The organism is Shewanella kaireitica (genome assembly GCF_023284045.1).
Taxonomy (GTDB): domain Bacteria; phylum Pseudomonadota; class Gammaproteobacteria; order Enterobacterales; family Shewanellaceae; genus Shewanella; species Shewanella kaireitica.
Map to the genome: position 1 here is coordinate 13,810 of NZ_JAKIKQ010000017.1, position 22,917 is coordinate 36,726.

General features: G+C 43.3%; 20 protein-coding genes. 4 read left to right on the top strand and 16 right to left on the bottom strand.

Annotated features, from left to right (window positions below):
• Positions 1 to 9: 9 nt before the first annotated feature.
• Positions 10 to 1,452 (top strand): TrkH family potassium uptake protein, encoded by a 1,443-nt coding sequence (locus L2730_RS17555; protein WP_248975786.1) that lies wholly within the window; start codon positions 10 to 12, stop codon positions 1,450 to 1,452.
• 305 nt (positions 1,453 to 1,757) lie between these two features.
• Here L2730_RS17555 and speG read toward each other — a convergent pair whose 3' ends face one another.
• Together speG and hemG (L2730_RS17565) are read right to left on the bottom strand one after the other, a co-directional pair.
• Complete coding sequence (gene speG / locus L2730_RS17560; protein ID WP_248975787.1) at positions 1,758 to 2,264, bottom strand: spermidine N1-acetyltransferase; 507 nt, start codon at positions 2,262 to 2,264, stop codon at positions 1,758 to 1,760.
• A gap of 178 nt (positions 2,265 to 2,442) precedes the next feature.
• Positions 2,443 to 2,985, bottom strand: coding sequence for a menaquinone-dependent protoporphyrinogen IX dehydrogenase (gene hemG, locus L2730_RS17565; RefSeq protein ID WP_248975788.1), 543 nt, complete (start codon positions 2,983 to 2,985; stop codon positions 2,443 to 2,445).
• 198 nt (positions 2,986 to 3,183) lie between these two features.
• Here hemG (L2730_RS17565) and L2730_RS17570 point away from each other — a divergent pair, with 198 nt between their 5' ends.
• Entirely contained in the window at positions 3,184 to 3,489 is a 306-nt protein-coding gene (locus L2730_RS17570) for an ArsR/SmtB family transcription factor (protein ID WP_020910282.1), read from the top strand.
• An 81-nt stretch (positions 3,490 to 3,570) separates the two neighbouring features.
• On the opposite strand, the gene hemG (L2730_RS17575) is transcribed toward L2730_RS17570, so the two are convergent.
• The 14 genes from hemG (L2730_RS17575) to L2730_RS17640 all read right to left on the bottom strand — a co-directional run bounded on the left by hemG (L2730_RS17575) (position 3,571) and on the right by L2730_RS17640 (position 19,129).
• Positions 3,571 to 4,098, bottom strand: a complete 528-nt coding sequence (hemG, locus tag L2730_RS17575; protein ID WP_248975789.1) for a menaquinone-dependent protoporphyrinogen IX dehydrogenase — start codon at positions 4,096 to 4,098, stop codon at positions 3,571 to 3,573.
• A gap of 108 nt (positions 4,099 to 4,206) precedes the next feature.
• Complete coding sequence (locus L2730_RS17580) at positions 4,207 to 5,664, bottom strand: TrkH family potassium uptake protein (protein WP_044555505.1); 1,458 nt, start codon at positions 5,662 to 5,664, stop codon at positions 4,207 to 4,209.
• A 125-nt stretch (positions 5,665 to 5,789) separates the two neighbouring features.
• Positions 5,790 to 6,401: a YigZ family protein gene (locus tag L2730_RS17585; protein WP_248975790.1), complete on the bottom strand. Its 612-nt coding sequence runs from the start codon at positions 6,399 to 6,401 to the stop codon at positions 5,790 to 5,792.
• Positions 6,402 to 6,458: 57 nt separating this feature from the next.
• Positions 6,459 to 7,781 carry a Xaa-Pro dipeptidase gene (gene pepQ / locus L2730_RS17590; RefSeq protein ID WP_248975791.1) on the bottom strand — a complete coding sequence of 441 codons (1,323 nt, stop codon included), beginning with the start codon at positions 7,779 to 7,781 and terminating at the stop codon, positions 6,459 to 6,461.
• 133 nt (positions 7,782 to 7,914) lie between these two features.
• Complete coding sequence (locus tag L2730_RS17595; protein ID WP_248975792.1) at positions 7,915 to 9,084, bottom strand: hypothetical protein; 1,170 nt, start codon at positions 9,082 to 9,084, stop codon at positions 7,915 to 7,917.
• Between the two features lie 18 nt (positions 9,085 to 9,102).
• A complete protein-coding gene (locus tag L2730_RS17600; RefSeq protein ID WP_248975793.1) occupies positions 9,103 to 9,927 on the bottom strand; it encodes an outer membrane lipoprotein-sorting protein in 825 nt (274 codons plus the stop codon).
• A gap of 7 nt (positions 9,928 to 9,934) precedes the next feature.
• Positions 9,935 to 12,274: an efflux RND transporter permease subunit gene (locus tag L2730_RS17605; RefSeq protein ID WP_248975794.1), complete on the bottom strand. Its 2,340-nt coding sequence runs from the start codon at positions 12,272 to 12,274 to the stop codon at positions 9,935 to 9,937.
• On the bottom strand, positions 12,271 to 13,332 hold the full coding sequence (locus L2730_RS17610; protein ID WP_248975795.1) for a flavin-containing monooxygenase: 1,062 nt from the start codon (positions 13,330 to 13,332) through the stop codon (positions 12,271 to 12,273). Before L2730_RS17610 ends, L2730_RS17605 begins: the two co-directional genes overlap by 4 nt.
• Position 13,333: 1 nt before the next feature.
• A complete protein-coding gene (locus tag L2730_RS17615) occupies positions 13,334 to 13,597 on the bottom strand; it encodes an acyl carrier protein (protein ID WP_248975796.1) in 264 nt (87 codons plus the stop codon).
• 27 nt (positions 13,598 to 13,624) lie between these two features.
• A complete protein-coding gene (locus tag L2730_RS17620) occupies positions 13,625 to 15,295 on the bottom strand; it encodes a fatty acyl-AMP ligase (protein WP_248975797.1) in 1,671 nt (556 codons plus the stop codon).
• The gene (locus L2730_RS17625; protein WP_248975798.1) at positions 15,292 to 16,476 is read right to left on the bottom strand and encodes a cysteine desulfurase family protein; all 1,185 of its coding nucleotides are present in this window, start codon (positions 16,474 to 16,476) and stop codon (positions 15,292 to 15,294) included. Before L2730_RS17625 ends, L2730_RS17620 begins: the two co-directional genes overlap by 4 nt.
• Before the next feature lie 3 nt (positions 16,477 to 16,479).
• On the bottom strand, positions 16,480 to 16,848 hold the full coding sequence (locus L2730_RS17630; RefSeq protein WP_248975799.1) for an iron-sulfur cluster assembly scaffold protein: 369 nt from the start codon (positions 16,846 to 16,848) through the stop codon (positions 16,480 to 16,482).
• 30 nt (positions 16,849 to 16,878) lie between these two features.
• The gene (locus tag L2730_RS17635; protein WP_248975800.1) at positions 16,879 to 18,054 is read right to left on the bottom strand and encodes a LuxE/PaaK family acyltransferase; all 1,176 of its coding nucleotides are present in this window, start codon (positions 18,052 to 18,054) and stop codon (positions 16,879 to 16,881) included.
• 334 nt (positions 18,055 to 18,388) lie between these two features.
• A complete protein-coding gene (locus tag L2730_RS17640; protein WP_248975801.1) occupies positions 18,389 to 19,129 on the bottom strand; it encodes a helix-turn-helix transcriptional regulator in 741 nt (246 codons plus the stop codon).
• Between the two features lie 402 nt (positions 19,130 to 19,531).
• Between L2730_RS17640 and fadB the strand changes: the two genes are divergently transcribed.
• Positions 19,532 to 21,685 (top strand): fatty acid oxidation complex subunit alpha FadB, encoded by a 2,154-nt coding sequence (fadB, locus tag L2730_RS17645; RefSeq protein WP_248975802.1) that lies wholly within the window; start codon positions 19,532 to 19,534, stop codon positions 21,683 to 21,685.
• 18 nt (positions 21,686 to 21,703) lie between these two features.
• A complete protein-coding gene (gene fadA / locus L2730_RS17650; protein WP_248975803.1) occupies positions 21,704 to 22,867 on the top strand; it encodes an acetyl-CoA C-acyltransferase FadA in 1,164 nt (387 codons plus the stop codon).
• Positions 22,868 to 22,917: the final 50 nt, after the last annotated feature.

The following is a 22,917-nucleotide window of genomic DNA, read 5'->3' on the forward strand; positions in this document are numbered from 1 at the left end:
CCTAACACCATGCTGAACTTTCGGCCTCTGCTGTTTATATTGGGGATCTTTCTATCAACGCTCACCGCGTTTATGTTGATCCCTGGTGCTTTCGCACTTTACTACGGCGAAGAAACAGTAGGCGCATTTATGATCTCCTCTCTGGTTGCGGGTACCGCGGCCAGTTTTTGCATGCATCAAGGGCAGTCTCAAAAACTCCATCTCAACATCCGTGACATGTTCCTGCTAACTAGCCTCACCTGGTTTATTGTTAGCTTATTTGCCGCGCTACCTTTTACTCTTTATCACGGTATTAACTATACCGACGCCTTTTTTGAAACAATGTCAGGGATCACCACCACAGGTTCGACTGTACTCTCAGGGCTCGACACCATGGATCACAGTATTCTTATCTGGCGTTCTCTACTTCAATGGCTAGGGGGAATAGGGTTTATTGTAATGGCGGTTGCTGTACTGCCATTTTTAAACGTCGGTGGAATGCGGCTGTTTAGGACCGAGTCTTCTGATTGGGGCGATAAAGCCACCCCCCGAACCCAGCATATGGCAAAAAGTCTATTCATCGTTTATATCCTGCTGACTTTTCTGTGCTTTTTGGCTTATCACAGCAGCGGAATGAATTGGTTTCAAGCGATTAACCATGCTATGACAACTCTTTCAACTGGCGGCTATTCAACGTCAGATAGCTCTATGGCCGCCTTTTCAAAAGAGGCGCATTGGGTTGGCACCACTTTTATGCTCGCCGGTGGCCTGCCGCTATTAATGTTTGTCTACATGGTGCAACAAAAATCATTGAAAGTGTGGAATGATGCTCAAGTAAAAGGCTTCTTAAAGTTTGTCGTTCTGGTTTCTACATTACTGGCACTGTGGTTATGGAGCAGCAGAGAAATAGAGCCTATCGATGCCCTGCGCCTTGCTAGCTTTAATGTGGTGTCTGTTATTACCACCACAGGTTACGGTCTCACGGATTATTCAGCTTGGGGTGCTGTCGCCAATATCGTATTCCTGTTTTTAATGTTCGTCGGTAGCTGCTCAGGCTCAACTTCTGGTGGGATTAAAATTTTCCGCTTTCAAATTGCTGGCGTAATAATGCGAGAACAACTTAAACAGCAATTTCACCCTAATGGTGTATTTAAAGAGCGCTATAACAACCGCATCATCAGAGATGATATCGTCCGCTCTCTGGTCACCTTTATCCTGTTATTTATGCTGGTCATTGTTGGCTTATCTATCATCCTGGTACTTACAGGTTTAGATCCTATCACTAGCTTTACAGGTGCGATTACAGCTGTGACCAATGTTGGACCAGGACTGGGAGACACCATTGGCCCTGCAGGTAATTTCGCTCCTTTACCCGATGTTGCTAAATGGGCATTATCGGTTGGCATGTTGCTAGGTAGGTTAGAAATTTTAACCGTTGCAGTGCTATTCCACCCAAGTTTTTGGAAGTACTAATACTGAAACGGTTACTAGAGTCTGTTGATCTTTCGAGCTTAGTTTTTGTTCAATTCTTTACCGTAAGGAATAATGCTTCTAGTGCAAGACTTGAGCGATGACGCTTAGCCGGCTAAGCGAAAAGCTCATAACGCATTCGAGTCATAAAAGAATAGAAGCAATGAAGCGAATCAAAAGGACAGTATTCCTTGGCCATTTTGTCTGTGTTAAAGGCTCTTTGTGGAGAATCACTACTTTAAATAGCCTATGCCTTGCCAAAATGGCCAATAAATTGGCATAAAACAACCATGAAAGCTCAACAGGCCCTAAACACCGCCCTGTAGAATATACATCCGTTTCACGTCTCGATATTCGCCGTTAATAAATATCTCTTTCACTAAGTGCCCTTCCTCAATAAAGCCGCACTTCTGATAGAGATGAATTGCCCGCTCATTCTCTATCGCCACATGCAGATACACCTTATGCAGATTCAATATCGTAAACGCATAGTTAAGCGCTTTGTTGATTAATGTCCGAGCGTAGCCTTTACCTTGGTACTCTGGAGCGATAATAATTTGGAACTCAGCACTACGGTGGATGCTGTTTATCTCGACCAGTTCAACCAAACCAACAGTTTGCTTATCAGTATCTTCAGCAATAAAGCGACGCTCGGTTTTATCGTGAATATGTTTGCTGTAAAGTGCTTCGAGTTCATCGAACGACTCATAAGGCTCCTCGAACCAGTAGCCCATAATGGTACGGTTGTTATTTAGCTGATGGATAAACCTTAGATCGGTACGTTCTAGCGCTCTTAACTTAATTTCACTACTCATAAATGACCTCTAAATAACCAATTTAATACACAGCAAATAGGCCTAAATGGCATGCTGGCGGCGGATTATAGAGTGGATATTTTTGAAGTCACTAATTAAATTTTGATCATCTTGATATGGATTAGCAGACATAAAAAAACCACAGCGAATAGCTATGGTCTTATCTGTATAAAACGCGCTATTTTGACAAGGTAACCAAGTGGTCAGCGTAAACATCTACATCTTGCCAATCGGTGTAATCGATAATCGATGTTGGATCTGTTGGGCCATTGGTCATCTTCATGATGAACTGGATCATCCAGCGGTCGTACCAGCGCCATGATGGATAATCAACTTTGCCCGCAATCACTTTGACGTCTTGTGGTTTCCATGGCGATAGCTCGATAAATTTCTGTAGATACTTATTGTTTTCAGGTACCCGTTTTTCAGGATTACGTGCCACAACGTTTACACTGAAAAAGCTCGCAGGCTTAGCGGCAAACTCGGCTTGATGCTCGGTTACAAATTCAAATACCGACTTATGGTACGAGCCGTAAAGCACGCATGCTCCTAGTGCTACTACATCATATTTTGACCAATCTAGCCCTTCAGCCTTAGCTTCGTTGATATGCATCATATCGCATTGATGCCCTTCACTAACAATACGGTCGGCAATCGCTCGACTAATTCTGGCAGTATGACCGCCTCGAGAGTAATACAAAACTAAAACTGATTTATTCATTATTCCAACTCGGAAAATTCCACATTGAATTCATTGTTACAGCAAATGGCGGATTTAACAGGATAATAGATCACAAATTAGGCATAGCTCATATTATCAACATCAAAAATTGAGATCCCTGCAGCGCAGGAGTATATTGTTTTATCACACCAACTCAATTAGAATTAACTAATTAAAGGCTATGAAGTGAGTAACCGTATGCAAAAAGAAATCGATGTCAGTGCAATGGTAACTAATGCAGAGAGTGCTGCAAAATGGCTTAAAGCAATTGCAAACCCATACAGATTAATGATCTTATGCTTATTACTTGATAAAGAGTTAAGCGTAACAGAGTTAAATGAAACGGTACCATTGAGCCAATCTGCATTATCACAGCATTTAGCGGTGTTACGTTCTGAAGACTTAGTGGCGACTCGTAAGAGCTCACAGGTGGTATTCTATACCCTGAAAAATGAACAAGTCACCGAAGTGATCTCAATCCTACATAAGAAATACTGCGCCTAGTTGCTAGCGATTGTTTACAGCATTCATAATAAAAAAGCCTGCTTATTAGCAGGCTTTTTTATTATAAAGTTAAACTCGTGACTAGCGCTCTGCAAAACTGCGGGCAAATTCATCGACTTGCTCCCAGTTAGTAAATTCAAAGGTACCGCTGGTATCTGTAGGGCCTTTGGTCATCCACATGATAAAGCGGATCATCACTTTATCGAACAAGCGATACTTAGGGTAATCAATCTTACCCGCAAACACTCCAAGCTGTTGAGGTTGCCACAATGAAAGTGCTAAAAACTTTTTCATATATGGATTCGTTTCAGGGGTGTTTTTTTCTGGTTTTCTTGCAACCACATTAACAGTGAAGAAAGCGTTTTTCTTTGCATTTAATACTGCATGATGACGATTGATAAACTGATATAGCTCAGGCCTATGTTTGCCGTATCGAATACTGGCGGCGACCAAAATTTTATCAAACTGGGCTAAACCTAGTGCTTCTGCTTCCTCAAGTGAGGCCAAGGTGACTGTAGCGCCTAGCAGCCGATTGATCTTGCTAATCTGCTCACAAATTGCTTTGGTTTGACCATCAACGGTTGAATAGATAACCAGTGTATTGCTCATTCAGTTCCTGCTCTTAGTAGATAAAAATTATGACGCTTAGCTCTTAAGGTTTAAGAGTATAGCTAAACGATTAAAATTAGCTTAGCCACCGCGATTTTACAGCAATATTTAGTTCTTCCAGAATGTCGGCGTAAACAGCACTAATAGCGTAAACACCTCTAAACGACCAAATAACATCGCAAATAACAATACCCATTTTTCACCGTCACCAATACTGGCATAGTTACTGGCAACTTCACCTAAGCCAGGGCCCAAGTTATTTAAACAGGCTGCTGTAGCACTAAATGCAGTAATGGCATCCATCCCCATCGCCATTAAGATCAACATGCATAATACAAATACTAAGGCGTAAGCAGAGAAGAACCCCCACACGGCATCAATAACACGATCAGGCAGTGCCTTACCGCTGATGCGAATTGAAAACATACCACGTGGATGCACTAATCGCTTAAGCTCTCTCGACCCCTGTAGCAATAGTAAGATGACTCGCATCACCTTAATACCACCCGCAGTAGAACCACCACTACCACCAATGAAGCTAGAAAATATTAGCAATATGGGTAAAAAGAGTGGCCAAGCATGGAAGCTTTCGGTACCAAAACCCGCTGTTGTGGAGACTGAAACGGCTTGGAACAACGCGTAGTCGAAGGTTTCTTCTGGCGAATCATAAATACCACTATGGTAAAGAGTGGCAAAACAAATTGCGGTTAGACCAAGCTGAATGGCGATAAGTACTTTAAACTCAGCATCTTTAAAATAGACTTTGAGGTTAATGCCGCGACGTGAAAATGCGGCGAAATGCAGGCTAAAATTAAGTGCGGCAATTAATAAGAACACTACACATATCATATTGATTGCAGGGCTATCGAAGTAGCCGATACTGGCATCGTGAGTAGAAAAGCCACCAATAGCAATGGTTGAAAAAGAGTGACAAATAGCATCAAACACATCCATTCCAGCCGCCCAATATGCGACAGCACAAGCCACTGTCAATGCCAAATAGATATACCAAAGCGCTTTAGCAGTCTCGGCAATTCTAGGTGTCATTTTGCTGTCTTTTACCGGCCCTGGCGTTTCCGCGCGATACAACTGCATCCCCCCGACGCCCAATACCGGTAAAATAGCCACTGCCAACACAATAATTCCCATTCCACCAAGCCACTGCAGCAAATGGCGATAGAACAAGATTGCTTTTGGTAAAGTATCCAAACCAACAATAACTGTCGCCCCAGTGGTGGTTAGCGCTGAGAAGGACTCAAAGAAACTATCGGTAAGGCTGAGGGAGGGTTGGCCTGAGAAAATAAATGGCACCGCACCAATAGAGCCAAGTACGACCCAAAATAAGACCACCAGTAGAAAGCCCTCACGAGTTCGCAGGTCTTTACGGTGACGGCGATTGGGATACCAAAGTGTAAAACCGAGGATGAGACATAAAACAAATGCCTGAATAAATGCCATACCGCCGCCATCTTTATAGATAACGGCCACCAAAGCTGGCGGAAGTAAAGACAAGGAGAACAGCCCCATGAGTAGGCCTGTTATTCTTATTATTGTTCTATATTGCATTGGATTCCATTGCTAGCGCATTTTTGCTCAAATGCATTTTCGCACACTTCGTCATAATGTTCACAATCGTTTTACTTATACCAATCAGTATAAAGATTTGATCGATCAGCGAGAGTTTAGCCTCTTCAGTCAAACTGCGCTTTTAACTGCCCTTGGCTCATGGTAGCCAACTCTAGATTTAGCTCATCTTTAAAGCGTTTAGGAATGGCAAATTCAATACTGATATTGTCGGTAAAGATCTTATCAGCAATAACCACATCACAGCGTGAAAAAAGATGCTCTACATCTTTAAGTTGATGGTAACCACAAACCAGTGTCCCCGGATAGCGGATCTGCTTAAGCTTAGTCTCTAGCTGCGGCAATCCCTTTTTCAAACCAGAGCTATACGCACGTACCAGCCCACCAACACCTAACTTAGTGCCACCAAAGTAACGAATGACCACGGCGCCAACTTCACCTATATTACTGCCTTGCAGAGCGGCCAGCATCGGCCGGCCAGCACTACCCGATGGTTCGCCGTCATCACTTGAACCAATATTGATACTATCTGATGGTGCGCTAGCGACAAATGCGTAACAGTAATGGCTTGCCCCTGGGTATTCCACCCTTAAGTTAGTAAGCACACACTTAAGCTCTACTTCAGACTGACAGTGGAATATGTAGGAGATGAATCGGCTATGCTTAATCTCCTCCTCTACCAATAAGTCACTTGCGGGGATCAGGTAGCTCTCACTCAAAATGAATGACTCATTAAATTTCTCATGTTTAAGAAGCGCATTAAAATAGACACCTCTTTAGCGATTTAGGCCAAAGTTACGAGTCATATTTTCAGTTCTATCGCTGTGCACGATGACATTGTCTTCAATACGAATACCGCCAAATGGACGCAAGGTATCAACGGTATTCCAATTGACTTGCTGTTGACGATTATCTTGCTTTAGCTCGGCCAACAATGAATCGATAATGTAAACACCCGGTTCGATCGTCAACACTTGATTTTCAGCTAATGTGCGCGTGCAACGCAAGAAAGGATGTGCCTCAGGAGAAGCAATATGAGTCCCCTTTTCATCGGCAAGGAAGCCGCCCATGTCATGCACCTGTAGCCCTAATATATGCCCAAGACCATGGGGGAAGAAAGCACTGGTGATCCCCTGCTCTACCAATCCCGTGGCATCACCTGTTGCGATATCAAAGTCAATCAATATTTGCGCTAATTTATGATGTGTCGCGACGTGCAGGTCAACGTAACTAACGCCAGGTTTCATCATCGCAATTATCTGTAACTGCATGCTATCCATAGCAGTGATCAGATCATCAAAAATATTCTTTTCGAATGCGTAGCTACGAGTAATATCGGAAGCGTAACCATGAAAATTGGCGCCAGCATCAATCAAAAATGAAAGTCTTTGTGGCGGCGGTGTTTGTTCTAGTGCGGTGTAGTGCAATATCGCAGCATTTTCATTTAACGCCACAATACTACTATATGGCACTTGGTTTTCACCCTGTGAGATAGCACTTAGGTAAACTTGAAGGATCTCGAATTCACTGGCGCCATTATAAAAAGCCGTTTTTGCCGCTTGATGACCGGTCACCGCGATACTATTCGACTTGCGCATACATGCGAGTTCATAAGCGGTTTTATCCGCTCGGTGATAATTAAGGTAACTCAATACTGAATCGGGGTTGCGTCTGTTAAAACCTAATACATCAGCAACATCTAAATGCTCACCAATATAGGCCCAATCATCGATATCAGTCGGTAAAAACTCCGCAACTTTATCAGCTTTAGTTAGGTATTTGATATCGACATATTCGGCCCAAAAATCTGTTGGTTCATCAGCCACTTTATGCCAAAAATCAACGGGACGATAGAAAATAAGCGTCGGTTTATCATGGCCATTAACAACTAACCAAGAGTTAGGGTTATCGATCACCGGTAACCAAGCTTTAAAGTGAGGGTTAACCTTGAATGGATAATCCATGTCATCTAAAAACTGTCTATGGGGTTGGCCTGAGTGGATCACTAGACCAGACAGATTTTCACGAGAAGTGATATCAGCGACGCGGCGGTTTAACTCGCTAATGTGTTCGTGATAAAGATGCGCTAGCTGTTCCATGGTGGTTTACCTTATTATTTTATAGCTAAATATCAACGTTGGCTCAGTCTATCATAAGGTAGGTAAAACTCTAGATTTCTCACGGCGTGAAGAGCCTGCATTTCTGTAAAGAAATTCCCGCAGAAAGCTTAATTTAAAAAGCGTAATGAATACTAAACTTAGCAAACTCCTCATTTTTCAAAGCATATAAACGTTGTGCTTCTTCAGTGGCTGACAACACCCCCATAACCTTGGCTTTAATACGCAGATAATCACTTAGTCGATATTGATAGCTCACCTCTGCGTATTGGCTAGCATTATCCATATCATAACTATAGAGCAACCTTATCTGAGCAGCGTTCTCAGCAAACTCAAATTTAGTACCTAGAAAAAGATCATTATCCCCATGAGACTCAGCGCTATCCCCACGATCATCAAACACATATTCAGCAATAACCACCAAATCTTGCAATATCTCCTCAAGAGCATAGACAGGATATTCAAGCCCAATATTGCTGGCGACGAAACCACTACCGAGTTCACGGCCAGTTTTAAGCTCCCACTTATAAGTTAGCGAGTCGGAGAGATAGACCGCGTCAAAAAGTAGGTTTTCAGTTTGAATATAGAAAGGTGTCAGTTCACTCGCTTGAGGATATCGCAGCAAGAGTGGATCTCGTCGAGTACCACTAAAATAACCAAGGGCAAACTCGAATTCATCGATGTAAAACAGGCCTCTAGCGGCAATACCTCCGTTTTTCTCATTATCTTCATAACGATCAAAATCAGAAATAGGTAAACCATAAGCAGGACGAAGCGGAAACTCTCGAGCGCTAAAAGCAGGCAAAAAATAAAGCCCGACCTCTCCAGCATCTAATCGATAGCTCAATGAGGCAAAGCCCTGTCCCTGCTTCACTTTGTTGTCTAGACTTTCTCTTATGTCTGATTGATTAATCACATTCACAAGATTTATTGATTCAGATACTCCCCAAAAAAAAGTATCTACCCCAGCTGCAGCACTAAAATTGCCCCAACGACCAGAGAGCTTTGCTTGGCGGATATCGGTATAACGACGATGGTCATCGGCACTATCCCAATTAGCAAAAAGCTTAGCGTCAAGCTTAACCACGCCAAAACGGTGAGATGCCTGCAGCTCACCGCGAGCACCATAAGCTAAGTCATCAATACTAATTTCTGGGGTTTGGGTCGACTCAAAGTAATAACGTGATGTCGCAGCAATATCGACGTTCAAGCTATCTAGTAATGACTGCGCCACGACATTAGCGCTACCAATCGCAAGTAGCGAGCCCAATATAAATCTTGGCAACAACCTCATTAGCAAGGGCTAGTCCCCTAAGCTGCTGCGATGAAAGTCTTGCTCAGACAAGCCCGACGCAAACACTATGCTTTGGTAACTTAATCGGGTTACTTTACCTGTCTGCACATTTTTCATCTCGACTAAACTAGGTCGCCAGTACTTATCTTGATATAACTTAAAACCAGACGCTGTAAACACCTTAAGCAGTGATTTCTTTCTATCGAAGTACTCTATTTGAATGATTTTCTGATCGGTATTTTCGATCCATAACTGTTGTTTGCTATAACCAGAATGTTTATCAACCGGAAAACGCTCAATCACATCACACTGCTTATCGGCAAATTCATTGGCTTGAGTTTGGATTTCATTGCAGGGCAAACTATAAAGATAGTTATAACTGTAATCATCTAGCTCTTTGTTGGTCATGTCCTCAAAGGAAAACTCACTGCCAACAAAAGCACCCGCTTTATTTCGAGAACCAATGCGCTTAACTCGCCGTACTTCAGGAAGATACAACCACTGCTCGTCTGATTTGCTTTTATCGGGGTGAGTCAGTAGAGCGGTGCCATTTATATCAGCCGGAAAAGTAAACTTAATAAGTGATTTATCACCTTCTACTACATTTTCCAATACGCTGATATCTAGCTTTCTGCTCGTTTTAGCTCCAGTTTTACTTTGTAGCTCCATGGTTAGCATCGCTCGGCTATCAGTAAAGCCTTCATCTCGGAGTTCAACAGCACTGGCAATAGCGTAACCTTGCTGCTCGCTATCGCTATTAGCAACAGTGTTAGCCGAAAAACTTAAGCTGTAGCTACAGATAAAGCCAGTTATCACGATATTACATACTCTCATTTGGTTCTCACTTAGCTTGATCAAGTGTCAGATGTGGTTGCCCAGCATATTGCGGCAAACGGCGCATAAATTTTAAAACGATGGCGGGTAATACAATAAGGTCAAACAGAAGCGCTAATACTATGGTGCCGCTGGTGAGTAACCCCATCAGGGCATTCTTTTCGAAAGATGAGCTCGATAGCAACATAAAGCCCACAACTAATAAAATAGAGCTAATAATAATTGCACTCATGGTGTGTTCAAAAGTGGTGATGACACTTTGTTCTGGGGTTAAGCCTCGCTTTAACCCTTGAATATATTGGTAAAGAAAGTGCACGGTATCGTCGACGATGATCCCAATAGCCATCGCAGATACTCCAGCCAACCCCATAGAGATATGCCCTTGTATGCAATACCAAAAACCAAAAGCTGCACCGACAGGTATCAAGTTCGGAATCAAGGTCAATATGCCAATATAGAAAGAACGAAACACAGCAGTTAACGCCAGAGAAATAACCAAAAAGGCAACGAATGCTCCCTGTAGCAAGCTAAAGATATTGCTCTGCCCCACATGAGAGAAGATAAGCGAAGGGCTGGAGTACTCAAATGTTATCCCTTGCACACTATTTTGCTGTAACCATTTAGTCACCCTCACCTCAAATGCTAACATCTCAACCGATGTCATATTCTTTAGTCGAGCGGTGAGTTTGAATGAAGATTTATCAAAACTCACTTGGTTGCCTACATCTTTACCAAAAGGCAGAGACATCTCATAAAGCAAAAAGTGCTGTGCGGCTATTTTTGCAGTTTTGGGAATTTGATAAAACAGGCTTTGATCACCGTGCATCAGCTGGTTAAGCTGTTTAATACGGTGCAAAGGACTGTCAGTAGTCACCACCTCTTGTTGAGTCAATAACCAAGTGTCAAACTTGTCGACAAAACCTAAGTACGTTGGTGAAAAAATACCATTCTCTTGATTGCTCGACAGCGAATAGCCTATGTTATATAACCCAGAAAAATGTTGATCGATCTCCTCTGCTTGTGCTCTAAAGGGCACACTTTTATTAAAATATTTAATCAAATCATCATCGGTTTCATTGAGAAAACTCAATGAAGCAAACACAACACTGACTGGCAAAAAGGTAAAAAGTATAAGATTTCGATAGCATATGACGATACTAGCTAAGCCATTCATACGTTCAAAAATATTCGTGACTATCGTTTGCTTCGTGGAAATTCGGATCCATAGCAGCAGTCGAGGCAACAAGGTAAACGACAATATAAGAGAGAACATCACCCCAAAAGCGACAATATTGCCCAGATCTCGAAACGGTGGAGAGTCACTGGCGTTCATCGCGAGAAAACCAATGATGGTCGTTATATGGCTAACAATAATCGGCTTAGCATTGTGTTGGTACGAACTCAGCACTGCCTCAAATTGTGAGTAGCCCAATATCAACTGCCGTTTAACATAACTGATAATATGTATACTCGAAGCCACGATCACGGTAAACATAATGATTGGTGCCGATACAGAAGGTGCAGAAAGATTAATCCCTAGCCATCCTGCAAGACCTAACGCCCCAAGTAACGACAACACTAATACCACCAATATACTCAATGCCGCCTGCGCCGAACCGAGAATGACACCTGCGGCGACAAGAACAAATACGATCATCAATGGAATTAGGGTGGTAAAATCTGCTTTAGCCGCTTTAAAAAAAGCGCCATTCATCGTCACCAACCCTGTGACATAAAAAGAGTGCTCAGGATAGCGCAGTTCAAACTCTTGGATATCCGCCTCTATCGCTTGCATAATCGCCAGTATTTCTGCTTTGTGGTTTTCGCCTGGCAGTAGAGTGGTCACATTAATCGCTGTATATAACCCATCACTTGTCACTAAGCTGTCAATGAGGTCTGTTTCGCCTTCAGCTGCTCGCTTAATAAAGTTAATTCGAGCTAAGTCCAGCTGATCCTCTTCATATAGCAGTTCTTCAATTTCAATATTATCACCCTCAGCCCAGCTAAAGGGATAGTTAGTTAGCGAGTCAACTCGTGAAGAAAAAGGGATCTGCCACAGCCTGTCGGTTAGTTGATAAACCAGCGACAAGGTCTCAACGTTATAGATCTGCCCCTGCTTGGGCTTAATCATGATAAAAACATTATCGGTCGCCGTATAGGTGGCATCCATCTGCTCTAATGTTTGTAGGTCGGTATCATTATCATCAAAAAATATTTTGTAGTCGCTTGAAAGCCCCATATCCTTAAGGCCAACAATACAACCCCCTGTCAGCAATAAACAAATAAGTAACAGCCCTGAAGCAAATTTCGAGGTCAACATTCTCCGCCACAGAGTATCCGTACTCATAGTGAGTTCCTTTGCTTAATAAAAGCTTCAACTAAATTCACAACTGAGTTGACGTCTTTTTCTACCCCAAGAATCAACTCAGATGCGCGGCAACTTAACCATTTACGACCTATAACAAATAGTCCTGGTTCAGGAGTACAGCCTTGCTCTTGCACAAAGCCTTGCCCGTCAACACAACCTGGAATCGTTAGCCAGTCAGTTTTATCTCGATAACCCACTGTCCAGATAACGACATCAACGCCATCTAACCGACCATCGTTAAAGTACACTCGGCGATCAGTGGCTCGAATCAAGCGCCCTTTAAGTGCTACGCCTAAAATACGCAAACCCGCATTATTAAATTCACCACAAGGCACTGGATTACGCTTTTGGATAATACGAGCAACCTTACTGCTGCGACTCGCAAATAGAACGCCCAGTATCTTTAACCACCAAAAAATATCCCTACCAAGTATTTTATTAGGTGGGAAGGTACGCTTACGGCCTTGAGATAAAGTGACCTTGCAGCGACTCGCAAGCCCACCAGCAATTTGCCGCCCAGTAGCACCATCACCAACCACTAAAACTTTGGTGTTACTCTTAATTTCAGCTAATGATTTTAAGCTCGAAGAATACTGGATTACGCTGTTTGATAGCCCGTCAGCAAGTTTCGGAATAAAGGGGGATTGATTGGCTCCAGTCGCATTGATCACGGCTTTAGTAGATAACAACAATCCATCACCGGTTCTTATATGAAAAACTTCGTCCACTTTTTTCATTGAAACAACGCTGGTTTGTGATCGAATATTAAGCTCAAATGTTGCAGCGTAACGACGTAAGTAATCGGCCATTTCGATAATCGAAGGGAAGCCCCATTTATCTCCAGGAAAAGCTAAGCCAGGCAACTGACAGAATTGACGTGAGGTAAATAATTTCATTCCTTCAAGGCGATTGTCCCACACTTGACCAACAGCGTTGCGCTCCAAAACAAGGTAGTTAACCCCCAGTTCCTTTAACCTTTTAGCCATATACAATCCGTTCTGGCCGGCACCAATAACCACAACATCAATAAGCGACATACTAAGCAATCTCTTTTACTTGTTGATATTTACCTTCCAAAAATTGCAATAAGGAATTAATCGTCGGATAGTCAAATGCGATAGTTGGCTCAATTTCAGTTTGAGTATGATCTTCAATAATGGCCGATAACTGCACATGCCCAGTAGAGTCCAGTCCCAAACGAGAGAACGAAGTGTCTAAATGCTGTTCAGTACTAAACTCTTCGATGGCTTCGCAGAGGTATTGGGTTATATCTTCGGTTAGGGTCTGTCTACAAAATTTCACTGTTATTTCCTTTAACAAATTCTGAGCTTACAAAAGTGCACAACAAGCGGTTCGCTTCACTTTGCCGCTGGTAGTTTTTGGGATAGTTCCAGGTGGGACAACTAAAATGCGGTCTAGAGCAATTTCATGCTCCTCCGTCACTAAAGCTTTAAGATCATTGATCAATTGACGCGGCGGCTTATCTGATAATGCCTGCCGACTCACTTCAACAACGGCGGCGAGCTTTGTTTTAGAATCTCGGGTAAAAGTAAATACCGCAGCCCCGTTTCCTTTAGCCGCATAGCGATATGAACGGCATGTGCGCTCAATATCATAGGGATAAAGATTACGTCCTCGCACTATAAGTAGTTCTTTGATACGCCCAGTAATATATAACTGACCATCTAGCATGAAGCCCATATCGCCCGTACGCATGTAAGGCGTCGTATCGCCATTAGCAAGTTTAGCCTGGAAGTCCGTTACGGTTTTTGCAGTTTGATTTAAATAGCCTTGCGCTACAGACTCTCCTGCAATCCAAATTTCCCCCGTCTCATTAGAACGACAGATTTCAAATGTCTGAGGGTTAACAACACGGACGGTAAAGTCTTTATTAATCGCGCCACAACACACCACTTTCACCCCATCAGGCTTAACCTCAACTTTACCTAACTCAAATGATGCTTTATCTAGCGAGAGCGATTGCACTCCAGTACCTTGAGGACCACCAGAGACAAACAGTGTTGTTTCTGCCATGCCATAACTTGGAAAAAAAGCATTATGATCAAAACCGAGATGGTAAAATCGATGTGAAAACTGCTGCATGGTGGCAGCACTAACGGGTTCTGAACCATTCAAAGCAATTTTCCAGCAACTTAAATCTAGATCAGACAGATCTTCTGACTCACGGATTAAATTGACGCAGTGCTCATAACCAAAATTCGGCGCTGCAGAGCAAAAAATTCGATATTGCGATATGAGCTTTAGCCATCGACTTGGTCGCTGAATGAAACTCATTGGTGGCATAAACACATACCTGCCAGCTAAGTAAAGCGGTAACAGCATATGTCCAACTAAGCCCATATCATGGAATTGCGGCAGCCAACCTCCGACAACAGCGCCTTTAGGGTGCTGACAAGATGCCTGCATCACCTGCATGTTATGCAATACATTAGCTTGGGTCACCATTACCCCTTTAGGACTGCTCGTAGAGCCAGAGGTATACTGAATAAAAGCCACCAGCTCTGGAGTGACAGCGGGGATATCAATATCCTCTAGCGTGCGATAATGCTCATCAATCCAAATAAAATCTGATTCATGACCACCATTGACCTCACTCAACTGTTTAGATAGCGTTTTTTGAGTATCCGCAGTAGTAAGGATCGCCTGTACTTTGGTATCAGCTAAAATCGTCAGAGTCCGCTCAAACTGTTTGGCATTGCGGGTTACATTAAGAGGAACCGCGATAACTCCAGCGCGTAAGCAAGCCAAAAAATCAACAATGAATTCAAGCCCAGTAGGAAATAGTAGTGCGATATATTTCTGTCGATAGCCGAGTAGTACAAGCAACTTCGCTCTCGACTCAACCCTATCCACTAGCTCTTGGTAAGTCAGGTGAATGGCCGTTTCAGGACCTCTTGGCTGAAAGGAACAAGCAATTGTTTCAGGCTCTCGCTGCGCATGTTCACGAATGACACTCATCAACAGTTGGCACTGCCTCATAACGCTTCACCGCCACTAATATGTAGCAACTGTTGCACCTCAGTGACCAAGGCGTCGACAAATTTACTCACTTGCTGTGCGTCAGTGAAGCAGCCAAAGCTTACCCTAATAGCCCCTAACACCCTCTCTTCTGTCAGTCCCATCGCCATCAAAACATGGGATAACTGCTTAGTTTTGTTATTACTGCACGCTGATCCCACAGAAATAATAAAGCCATGCAATATCTCTAACCTCAAAGCCAGAGCCTCTCCACGTATACCGTCGATAGATATATTTAATGTATTAGACAGTGCAGAGTCGTAATCTGTCGCGCCATTGAAGGCGAGAGCTATAGGGGCAGCTTCAAGCAGATCCATCATCTGTTTTTTAAGCCTAAAGCAGTGACTGTCCCAATATACTAATTCTCGATTTGCTTCTTCTGCTGCAACCGAAATCCCCGACATAGCAACAAGGTTCTCTGTACCTGAACGCATCGAAAATTCTTGTCCACCGCCATGGATCAAAGGCCCGATTGCATCTTTATCTTTAATATAGAGGCAACCGACTCCCTTTGGGCCATAAAACTTGTGCGCAGATAACGACAGGAAATCAACACCAAGCAGCTCTACATCAATCAAGCGCTTACCAACAAACTGCACCGCATCTACATGTACCGGGATCTTATACTCTGCAGCAATACTACAAAGCTGCTCTATTGGCTGAATGGCACCAGTTTCATTGTTGGCGTACATGACACTAACGAGTTGTGTATCTATGGTTAGCGCAGACTCAAAATCGCTTATCTTGATATGCCCAGCTGCATCAGGCTGCAGATAAGTAGCACGAAAGCCAAGCTCCTCAACGCAATAGCGCACAGTATCAAGCACCGAAGGATGTTCCATTGAAGAGGTAATAATATGCCCAGGGTTGTTTAGGTGTTTAAACAGCACCCCTTTAATCGCCCAATTATTTGCCTCTGAACCACCAGAAGTAAAAAAGATCTTTCTCGCGTCGGTACTTAATAAATCAGCAATATTATCTCTAGCTTGAGAGATCGCTGCATGACTATTTACTGAGTAGCGGTTAGGGCTCGATGGGTTAGCAAATAGATTAATTGCAGGCTGCATTGATAACGCCACCCCCTCAGAAATCGGCGTTGTGGCGTTATAATCGAAATAGCCCTTAAGGTGCTGTAAGTTCACTGACTAGCCCTCTTCCAGCGACACAGCAAGACTTAGCTCTCGATGTAACTCACTAAGAATATTGATGCAATGCTGCTGCGAGGGCTCTAATTCACCTAACATATCTGAAATCTCGGAGTTTTTCCGCGCCGAAATCTCATTTACAGATTTGCCTATAATAGAACCACAAAAAATATTTGCTGTCGCAACAGACGTCGCGCATCCCCACGCCCTAAAGCGGCTCTCACGAATGTAATCCCCATCAAAACTAACCTGCATATGTATACGATCACCGCATACTGGGTTACCAATTTCAAACTTGTAATCTGCCGACTCTAAATCACCAACAAACTTAGGGTTGCTAAAATTATCAATGATAATATCGTTATACATATCTCAATCTCTCTAGGTTTATACAGGCAGTTAAGACACTATTGGGCAAGCTGTTTGTTGCTCCAATTCGAGGTCGTCTAAACGTTTATCAAGGTTTACCGCACAACATCCAAACTCTTTAGATTCTGGCAATCGCATTACATATTGCATCCGCTGCCCACTGCCGCCAGCCCCATCTTTTTTAGGTAATAATCGAATAAGATCTTCCGTTAAAATAAATCCAGGAGTTGATCTCGATAGCGGATCTAAAATAGCTAGCTGACCAATTTCACCCAGCTCAACTTCACGCTCTAAGTTCTTAGGATCACGCACAGAAAAGTGAACAAAAGGTGATACATGCTTCACGCCATTTTCATCATCAATAGCAATGACATTGGACTCAACAAGCGCATAGACATCGCGGATCTGCTCTTCTCTTACACCAAGATACTCAATACACTCTTGGTTAAATTCAGCCCTTGATAGCATATCGCCGCTAAAGCGTTTCCAGCCTCCTAAAGTAATAACAAAGGTATTTTTATCTAATTTGAGTCGGGTGTTAGTCGCCTTTAAGTAACGGATAAAGCGATTGATCAGGAATGGAGGCCCAATGATATGGCGGTCAAATGTTCCGCCCCAACCTTTTAACTGCTCAAGAGCATCTTCAGGGGCGAAGGTTTCATTCTTTACCATAAATTTATGGGTATCTAACAAGCCCGCAAGCAAATTAAGTGCTTTAATCATCCCCATCTCTGGGATCTCTTCTGTCGATGGGCATAAATATAAACCCGCCCCTTTCGACAGTTTTAAAAACTCACGGTACATGGCGTAGATACCTAAAATTGCATTATCCACCGTATCGCTGCAACGACGCGATACACTAGGGATCCCAGATGTTCCCGTGCTACGCATCTCCAACTCAATGGTGTTTAAGCCTTTTGATAGCAGCTTATGGTTATCATTAGCCTTAAACAGGTGAATAGGGATTAAAGGAATTTTGATTAAGTCATCGGCAGTTAAAATCTGCGATGGTAAGACGCCTCGAGAGTCGCAAGCATGGCGAAAAAACTCGTTATGCTGGTAATGAAATTTAAATGACTCTACGACCAGTGAATGCTTGAACGACAACAAATTATCTTCACTCATTGCATACAGCTGCCCAACTGAAGATAGCGCTACCTTTACAGGATCAAGCCCTGCCTGCTCGAGTGTTTTATATAATTCCATTTAGTTGCAATCGCCTTATTTAGTAGATACTTAATACGAAAAATCTAGCAAATTCATATCAAGGATTTGCTAAGGTTTTCGCGTTTTATATGTAAGAGTTTTTTGCCGTTACTCAATAAAAATGGTGTTGCAGGCAAACAAGGGAGGAATGACTCCAACACCTACAGTTGTTGAAGCCGTTTTAGGTCAATAAAATCTGAAATAACGACATAAACAATTGTAAAACTATTGCTGTGAAGTATATGGCTGGAGAAAACTTGAAACTTGAACAAACTGGCTAACTTTTAAAGGTGTTGATGACCAAAACTAATGATGAACAATAGATATTTTGAAGTTATTTGGACGAAAATAGAGTTCTAGCTTGTTGGATGGATATGCCGAACATAGCTCTAAAAGTCCGGCTTAAATGAGCGCTATCGGCAAACCCAGTTAAATGTGCAGACTCCGTTGCGCTATAACCTGACATCATTGCGGTGATAGCACAGGATAAACGGCGCCACCGAAGATAAGGCCGCCAAGCAATGCCCATCTCATTGCGAAACAAGTGCCTAAAGCGACTCTCTGACATAGCTAACTCATTGGCAATATCACTAGCGCGCCAACGGGCAGGTTTCTGACAGCCGCCTTGTAAGCACCTATCGAGTTTAGTCAATAGAGTCTGAATTCGACGATCAAGTGTTGATGTTGATTGAGGATCAACACTTAAACAGAGGTTTAGCGCGCTATACAAAGGGGTTAGTTGTGTATTTGGATTACTTTTAGGCTGCTCGTTGATATATGGAGCGAGTAAATGATTAAATTGAACCACCTCTTTGCCTGCAATCATCTGTCGTAATCTGAGCCCAAGTTCGCATTGAGGCTCAATTAACAATATCCAACCTTCATCAAGTTGCAGCTTATGCTCAACTTGTGAGTCGATGATCAGGTTGCCCGTTATACTGCCACCCAACCACTGACAAGAGGATGCTCCTCTTGTCCACACTAATTGTATAGCATGATGACGATGCAATGCGGTATCAAGTGCAGCCCCGTAGGTGATTAACACTCCGTGTTGGATCCAAACCAGTGGCTTCAAAGTCCCCTCATATTCAGTAAATAACTGTGCGCCTAAAAGCCCACTATACTCAAACTACCTCAACAAGCGCGCTTTGCAAGTTAGAAAACTTCACTGTCAGTTTTTAAGCTGAACAATTCAGCTCTTCAAACAACAAAGCAAGATTTAAGCACTATGTATTTACAGCAGTAAATTGTAACCCCTTATCACCAACAAAAGATTAAACCACTGTTTAATAACAACTAAAATAAATACACAAACAAAAATCGAACAAGTGTTTAAATTGGGTGTTGTAATTTTTTGTGATTAGTCGCACACTGAGCAACAACTGGTCAAATGATGGCCGAAGCTGCCGGAAACAAAGAGAGTTATATTGATTCTAAAAAGAGTGAATATTTAACTTACGCTATAAGGAAGCAAGCAATGATCTACCAAAGCCCTACAATTGAGGTTGAGTTACTTGAGGACAACATCGCTCATTTGTGTTTTAACGCACAAGGTTCGGTCAACAAGTTCGATAGAGAAACCATCGACTCTTTAAATGCTGCACTCGACAGCATCAAACAAAACAGCAGCATTAAAGGTCTAATGCTGACCTCAGCTAAACCAGCATTTATTGTTGGTGCTGATATCACCGAATTTTTAGGCCTATTTGCTGAAGAAGATTCAGTACTTATGTCTTGGTTGGAAGAGGCAAACGTCGTTTTCAACAAATTGGAAGATCTGCCCTTCCCAACTATTTCAGCAATCAACGGCTTTGCCCTTGGTGCAGGATGTGAAACTATTCTAGCGACAGATCTTCGAGTTGCAGATACAACTGCTCGCATCGGTTTACCTGAAACCAAGCTAGGTATTATCCCAGGCTTTGGTGGCACAGTTCGCCTGCCACGCGTAGTGGGCACAGATAACGCGCTGGAGTGGATTACCTCAGGTAAAGACCAGCGTCCAGAAGCCGCATTACAGGTTGGCGCTATCGATGCTGTTGTAGCACCAGAGCAGTTGCAAAGTGCAGCACTAAAAATGCTTAAAGATGCTATCGCAGAGAAGCTAGATTGGCAGACCCGCCGCGCTAAAAAGCTGGCACCACTAACACTTCCTAAGCTAGAAGCTATGATGTCATTTGCAACCGCAAAAGGCATGGTATTTAAAGTTGCCGGTAAGCATTACCCTGCGCCAATGGCAGTAATTAGTGTTATTGAGCAAGCAGCACAACTTGACCGCGCAGGCGCGTTAAAAGTTGAACATCAAGCATTCTTAAAGCTGGCTAAAACCGAAGTAGCTCAAGCATTGATTGGTATTTTCCTAAATGATCAGCTAGTCAAAGGTAAGGCTAAAAAAGCTGGAAAACTGGCTAAGAAAGTAAATTCTGCAGCAGTATTAGGTGCAGGGATTATGGGTGGTGGCATCGCTTACCAAAGCGCGAGTAAAGGCACCCCAATTGTAATGAAAGATATTGCGCAGCCAGCACTCGACTTAGGTTTGGGCGAAGCATCTAAACTGCTAGCGGCACAAGTTAAGCGTGGCCGCTCTAACCCAGCGAAAATGGCAGCAGTACTAAATAACATAACCCCAGCACTCGATTACGCACCAGTGAAAGCCGCTGATGTCGTGGTTGAAGCGGTCGTAGAGCACCCAAAAGTTAAGTCTATGGTGCTAGCCGAAGTTGAAGAGCATGTTAGTGAAGATGCAATCATCACCTCAAACACCTCAACAATTTCAATCAACCTACTCGCTAAGAGCCTTAAAAAACCAGAACGCTTCTGTGGTATGCATTTCTTTAACCCTGTGCACAAAATGCCATTAGTCGAAGTTATTCGCGGCGAGCATAGCTCAGATGAAACGGTAGCGTCTGTTGTTGCTTATGCCAGCAAGATGGGTAAAACACCTATCGTAGTTAATGATTGCCCAGGCTTCTTCGTAAACCGTGTTCTTTTCCCTTACTTTGCAGGTTTTAGTGGCTTGCTTGCAGATGGTGCAGACTTTGCAGCCATTGATAAAGTGATGGAGAAACAATTTGGCTGGCCAATGGGTCCAGCTTATCTACTTGATGTTGTCGGTCTTGATACTGGTCACCATGCTCAAGCCGTTATGGCCGAAGGCTTCCCTGAGCGTATGGGGAAAACAGGTAAAGATGCCATAGATGTGATGTTTGAGGCAGAGCGTTTCGGGCAGAAGAACAACAAAGGCTTCTATCAATACTCAGTTGATCGTCGTGGTAAGCCAAAGAAAGATCTCGACCCAACAAGCTATGAGCTTCTACAAGCTGAGTTTAGTGAACAAAAAGCATTTGAGTCAGATGAAATTATCGCTCGCACGATGATCCCAATGATCATCGAGACAGTGCGCTGTCTTGAAGAAGGAATTATCGCTTCACCTGCTGAAGCAGACATGGGCTTAGTTTACGGCCTTGGTTTCCCACCATTTAGAGGCGGTGTATTCCGTTACCTAGATACTATGGGTGTGGCTAACTTTGTGGCGCTTGCCGACAAATATGCACACTTAGGTGGTCTATACCAAGTCACCGACGCTATGCGTGAACTCGCCGCCAACAATGGCAGCTACTACCAGCAGGCTTAAGCAGCAAGGACTAGAACAATGAAAAACGCCGTTATCGTAGATTGCATTCGTACTCCAATGGGCCGTTCTAAGGCTGGTGTATTTAGAAATGTACGCGCAGAAACTCTTTCTGCCGAGTTGATGAAATCGCTTCTAGAGCGTAACCCAAAGCTTGACCCAAACACTATTGAAGATGTGATGTGGGGTTGTGTACAGCAGACCCTTGAGCAGGGCTTCAATATTGCCCGTAATGCCGCATTACTTGCCGGTATACCTAAGCAAGTTGGCGCAGTAACCGTTAACCGCTTATGTGGTTCATCTATGGATGCACTACATCAAGCAGCCCGCGCAATTATGACAGGCCAAGGCGATACCTTTATCGTTGGTGGTGTTGAGCATATGGGACACGTTCCAATGAACCATGGTGTAGATTTTCACCCAGGTCTTGCTAACAATGTAGCCAAGGCATCAGGTATGATGGGGCTTACTGCAGAGATGCTAGGTAAAATGCACGGTATTACTCGTGAACAACAAGATGCTTTTGCCGTGCGTTCACATCAACGCGCTCATGCAGCGACAGTTGAAGGCCGCTTTGCTAACGAAATCGTGGCAATTGAAGGTCATGACGCAGATGGTGCACTAATCAAAGTCGAGCATGACGAAGTTATTCGCCCAGAAACCTCAATGGAATCACTATCAGGCCTACGCCCTGCTTTTGACCCAGCTAACGGTACAGTAACAGCTGGAACCTCTTCAGCGCTGTCTGATGGTGCGTCAGCAATGCTAGTGATGGAAGAGGAAAAGGCAAAAGAGCTTGGCTTACCGATTCGAGCTCGCATTCGCTCAATGGCGATTGCCGGTTGTGATGCAGCGATTATGGGTTACGGTCCAGTACCAGCAACTAAAAAAGCCCTTAAACGTGCAGGCCTAACAGTTGATGACTTAGATGTTATTGAACTCAATGAAGCGTTTGCCGCTCAGTCTCTACCTTGTGTTAAAGACTTAGGCTTAATGGATGTGGTTGACGAAAAGATTAACCTCAATGGTGGCGCGATTGCACTGGGCCACCCACTAGGTTGTTCAGGTACTCGTATCTCGACGACCCTGATTAACCTCATGGAAGCTAAAGATGCTAAATATGGTCTAGCAACCATGTGTATTGGTTTAGGCCAAGGTATCGCAACAATCTTCGAGCGCCCTTAACGATTAGCTAATCGCTCATGAAAAAAGCCAGCATCAGCTGGCTTTTTTAT

Excerpts from the sequence above, each read along its gene's own strand:
- L2730_RS17555 (WP_248975786.1), top strand. The coding sequence starts at position 10 with ATGCTGAACTTTCGGCCTCTGCTGTTTATATTGGGGATCTTTCTATCA.
- speG (WP_248975787.1), bottom strand. The coding sequence starts at position 2,264 with ATGAGTAGTGAAATTAAGTTAAGAGCGCTAGAACGTACCGATCTAAGG.
- hemG (WP_248975788.1), bottom strand. The coding sequence starts at position 2,985 with ATGAATAAATCAGTTTTAGTTTTGTATTACTCTCGAGGCGGTCATACT.
- L2730_RS17570 (WP_020910282.1), top strand. The coding sequence starts at position 3,184 with ATGCAAAAAGAAATCGATGTCAGTGCAATGGTAACTAATGCAGAGAGT.
- hemG (WP_248975789.1), bottom strand. The coding sequence starts at position 4,098 with ATGAGCAATACACTGGTTATCTATTCAACCGTTGATGGTCAAACCAAA.
- L2730_RS17580 (WP_044555505.1), bottom strand. The coding sequence starts at position 5,664 with ATGCAATATAGAACAATAATAAGAATAACAGGCCTACTCATGGGGCTG.
- pepQ (WP_248975791.1), bottom strand. The coding sequence starts at position 7,781 with ATGGAACAGCTAGCGCATCTTTATCACGAACACATTAGCGAGTTAAAC.
- L2730_RS17600 (WP_248975793.1), bottom strand. The coding sequence starts at position 9,927 with ATGAGAGTATGTAATATCGTGATAACTGGCTTTATCTGTAGCTACAGC.
- L2730_RS17605 (WP_248975794.1), bottom strand. The coding sequence starts at position 12,274 with ATGAGTACGGATACTCTGTGGCGGAGAATGTTGACCTCGAAATTTGCT.
- L2730_RS17610 (WP_248975795.1), bottom strand. The coding sequence starts at position 13,332 with ATGTCGCTTATTGATGTTGTGGTTATTGGTGCCGGCCAGAACGGATTG.
- L2730_RS17620 (WP_248975797.1), bottom strand. The coding sequence starts at position 15,295 with ATGAGGCAGTGCCAACTGTTGATGAGTGTCATTCGTGAACATGCGCAG.
- L2730_RS17630 (WP_248975799.1), bottom strand. The coding sequence starts at position 16,848 with ATGTATAACGATATTATCATTGATAATTTTAGCAACCCTAAGTTTGTT.
- L2730_RS17635 (WP_248975800.1), bottom strand. The coding sequence starts at position 18,054 with ATGGAATTATATAAAACACTCGAGCAGGCAGGGCTTGATCCTGTAAAG.
- fadB (WP_248975802.1), top strand. The coding sequence starts at position 19,532 with ATGATCTACCAAAGCCCTACAATTGAGGTTGAGTTACTTGAGGACAAC.
- fadA (WP_248975803.1), top strand. The coding sequence starts at position 21,704 with ATGAAAAACGCCGTTATCGTAGATTGCATTCGTACTCCAATGGGCCGT.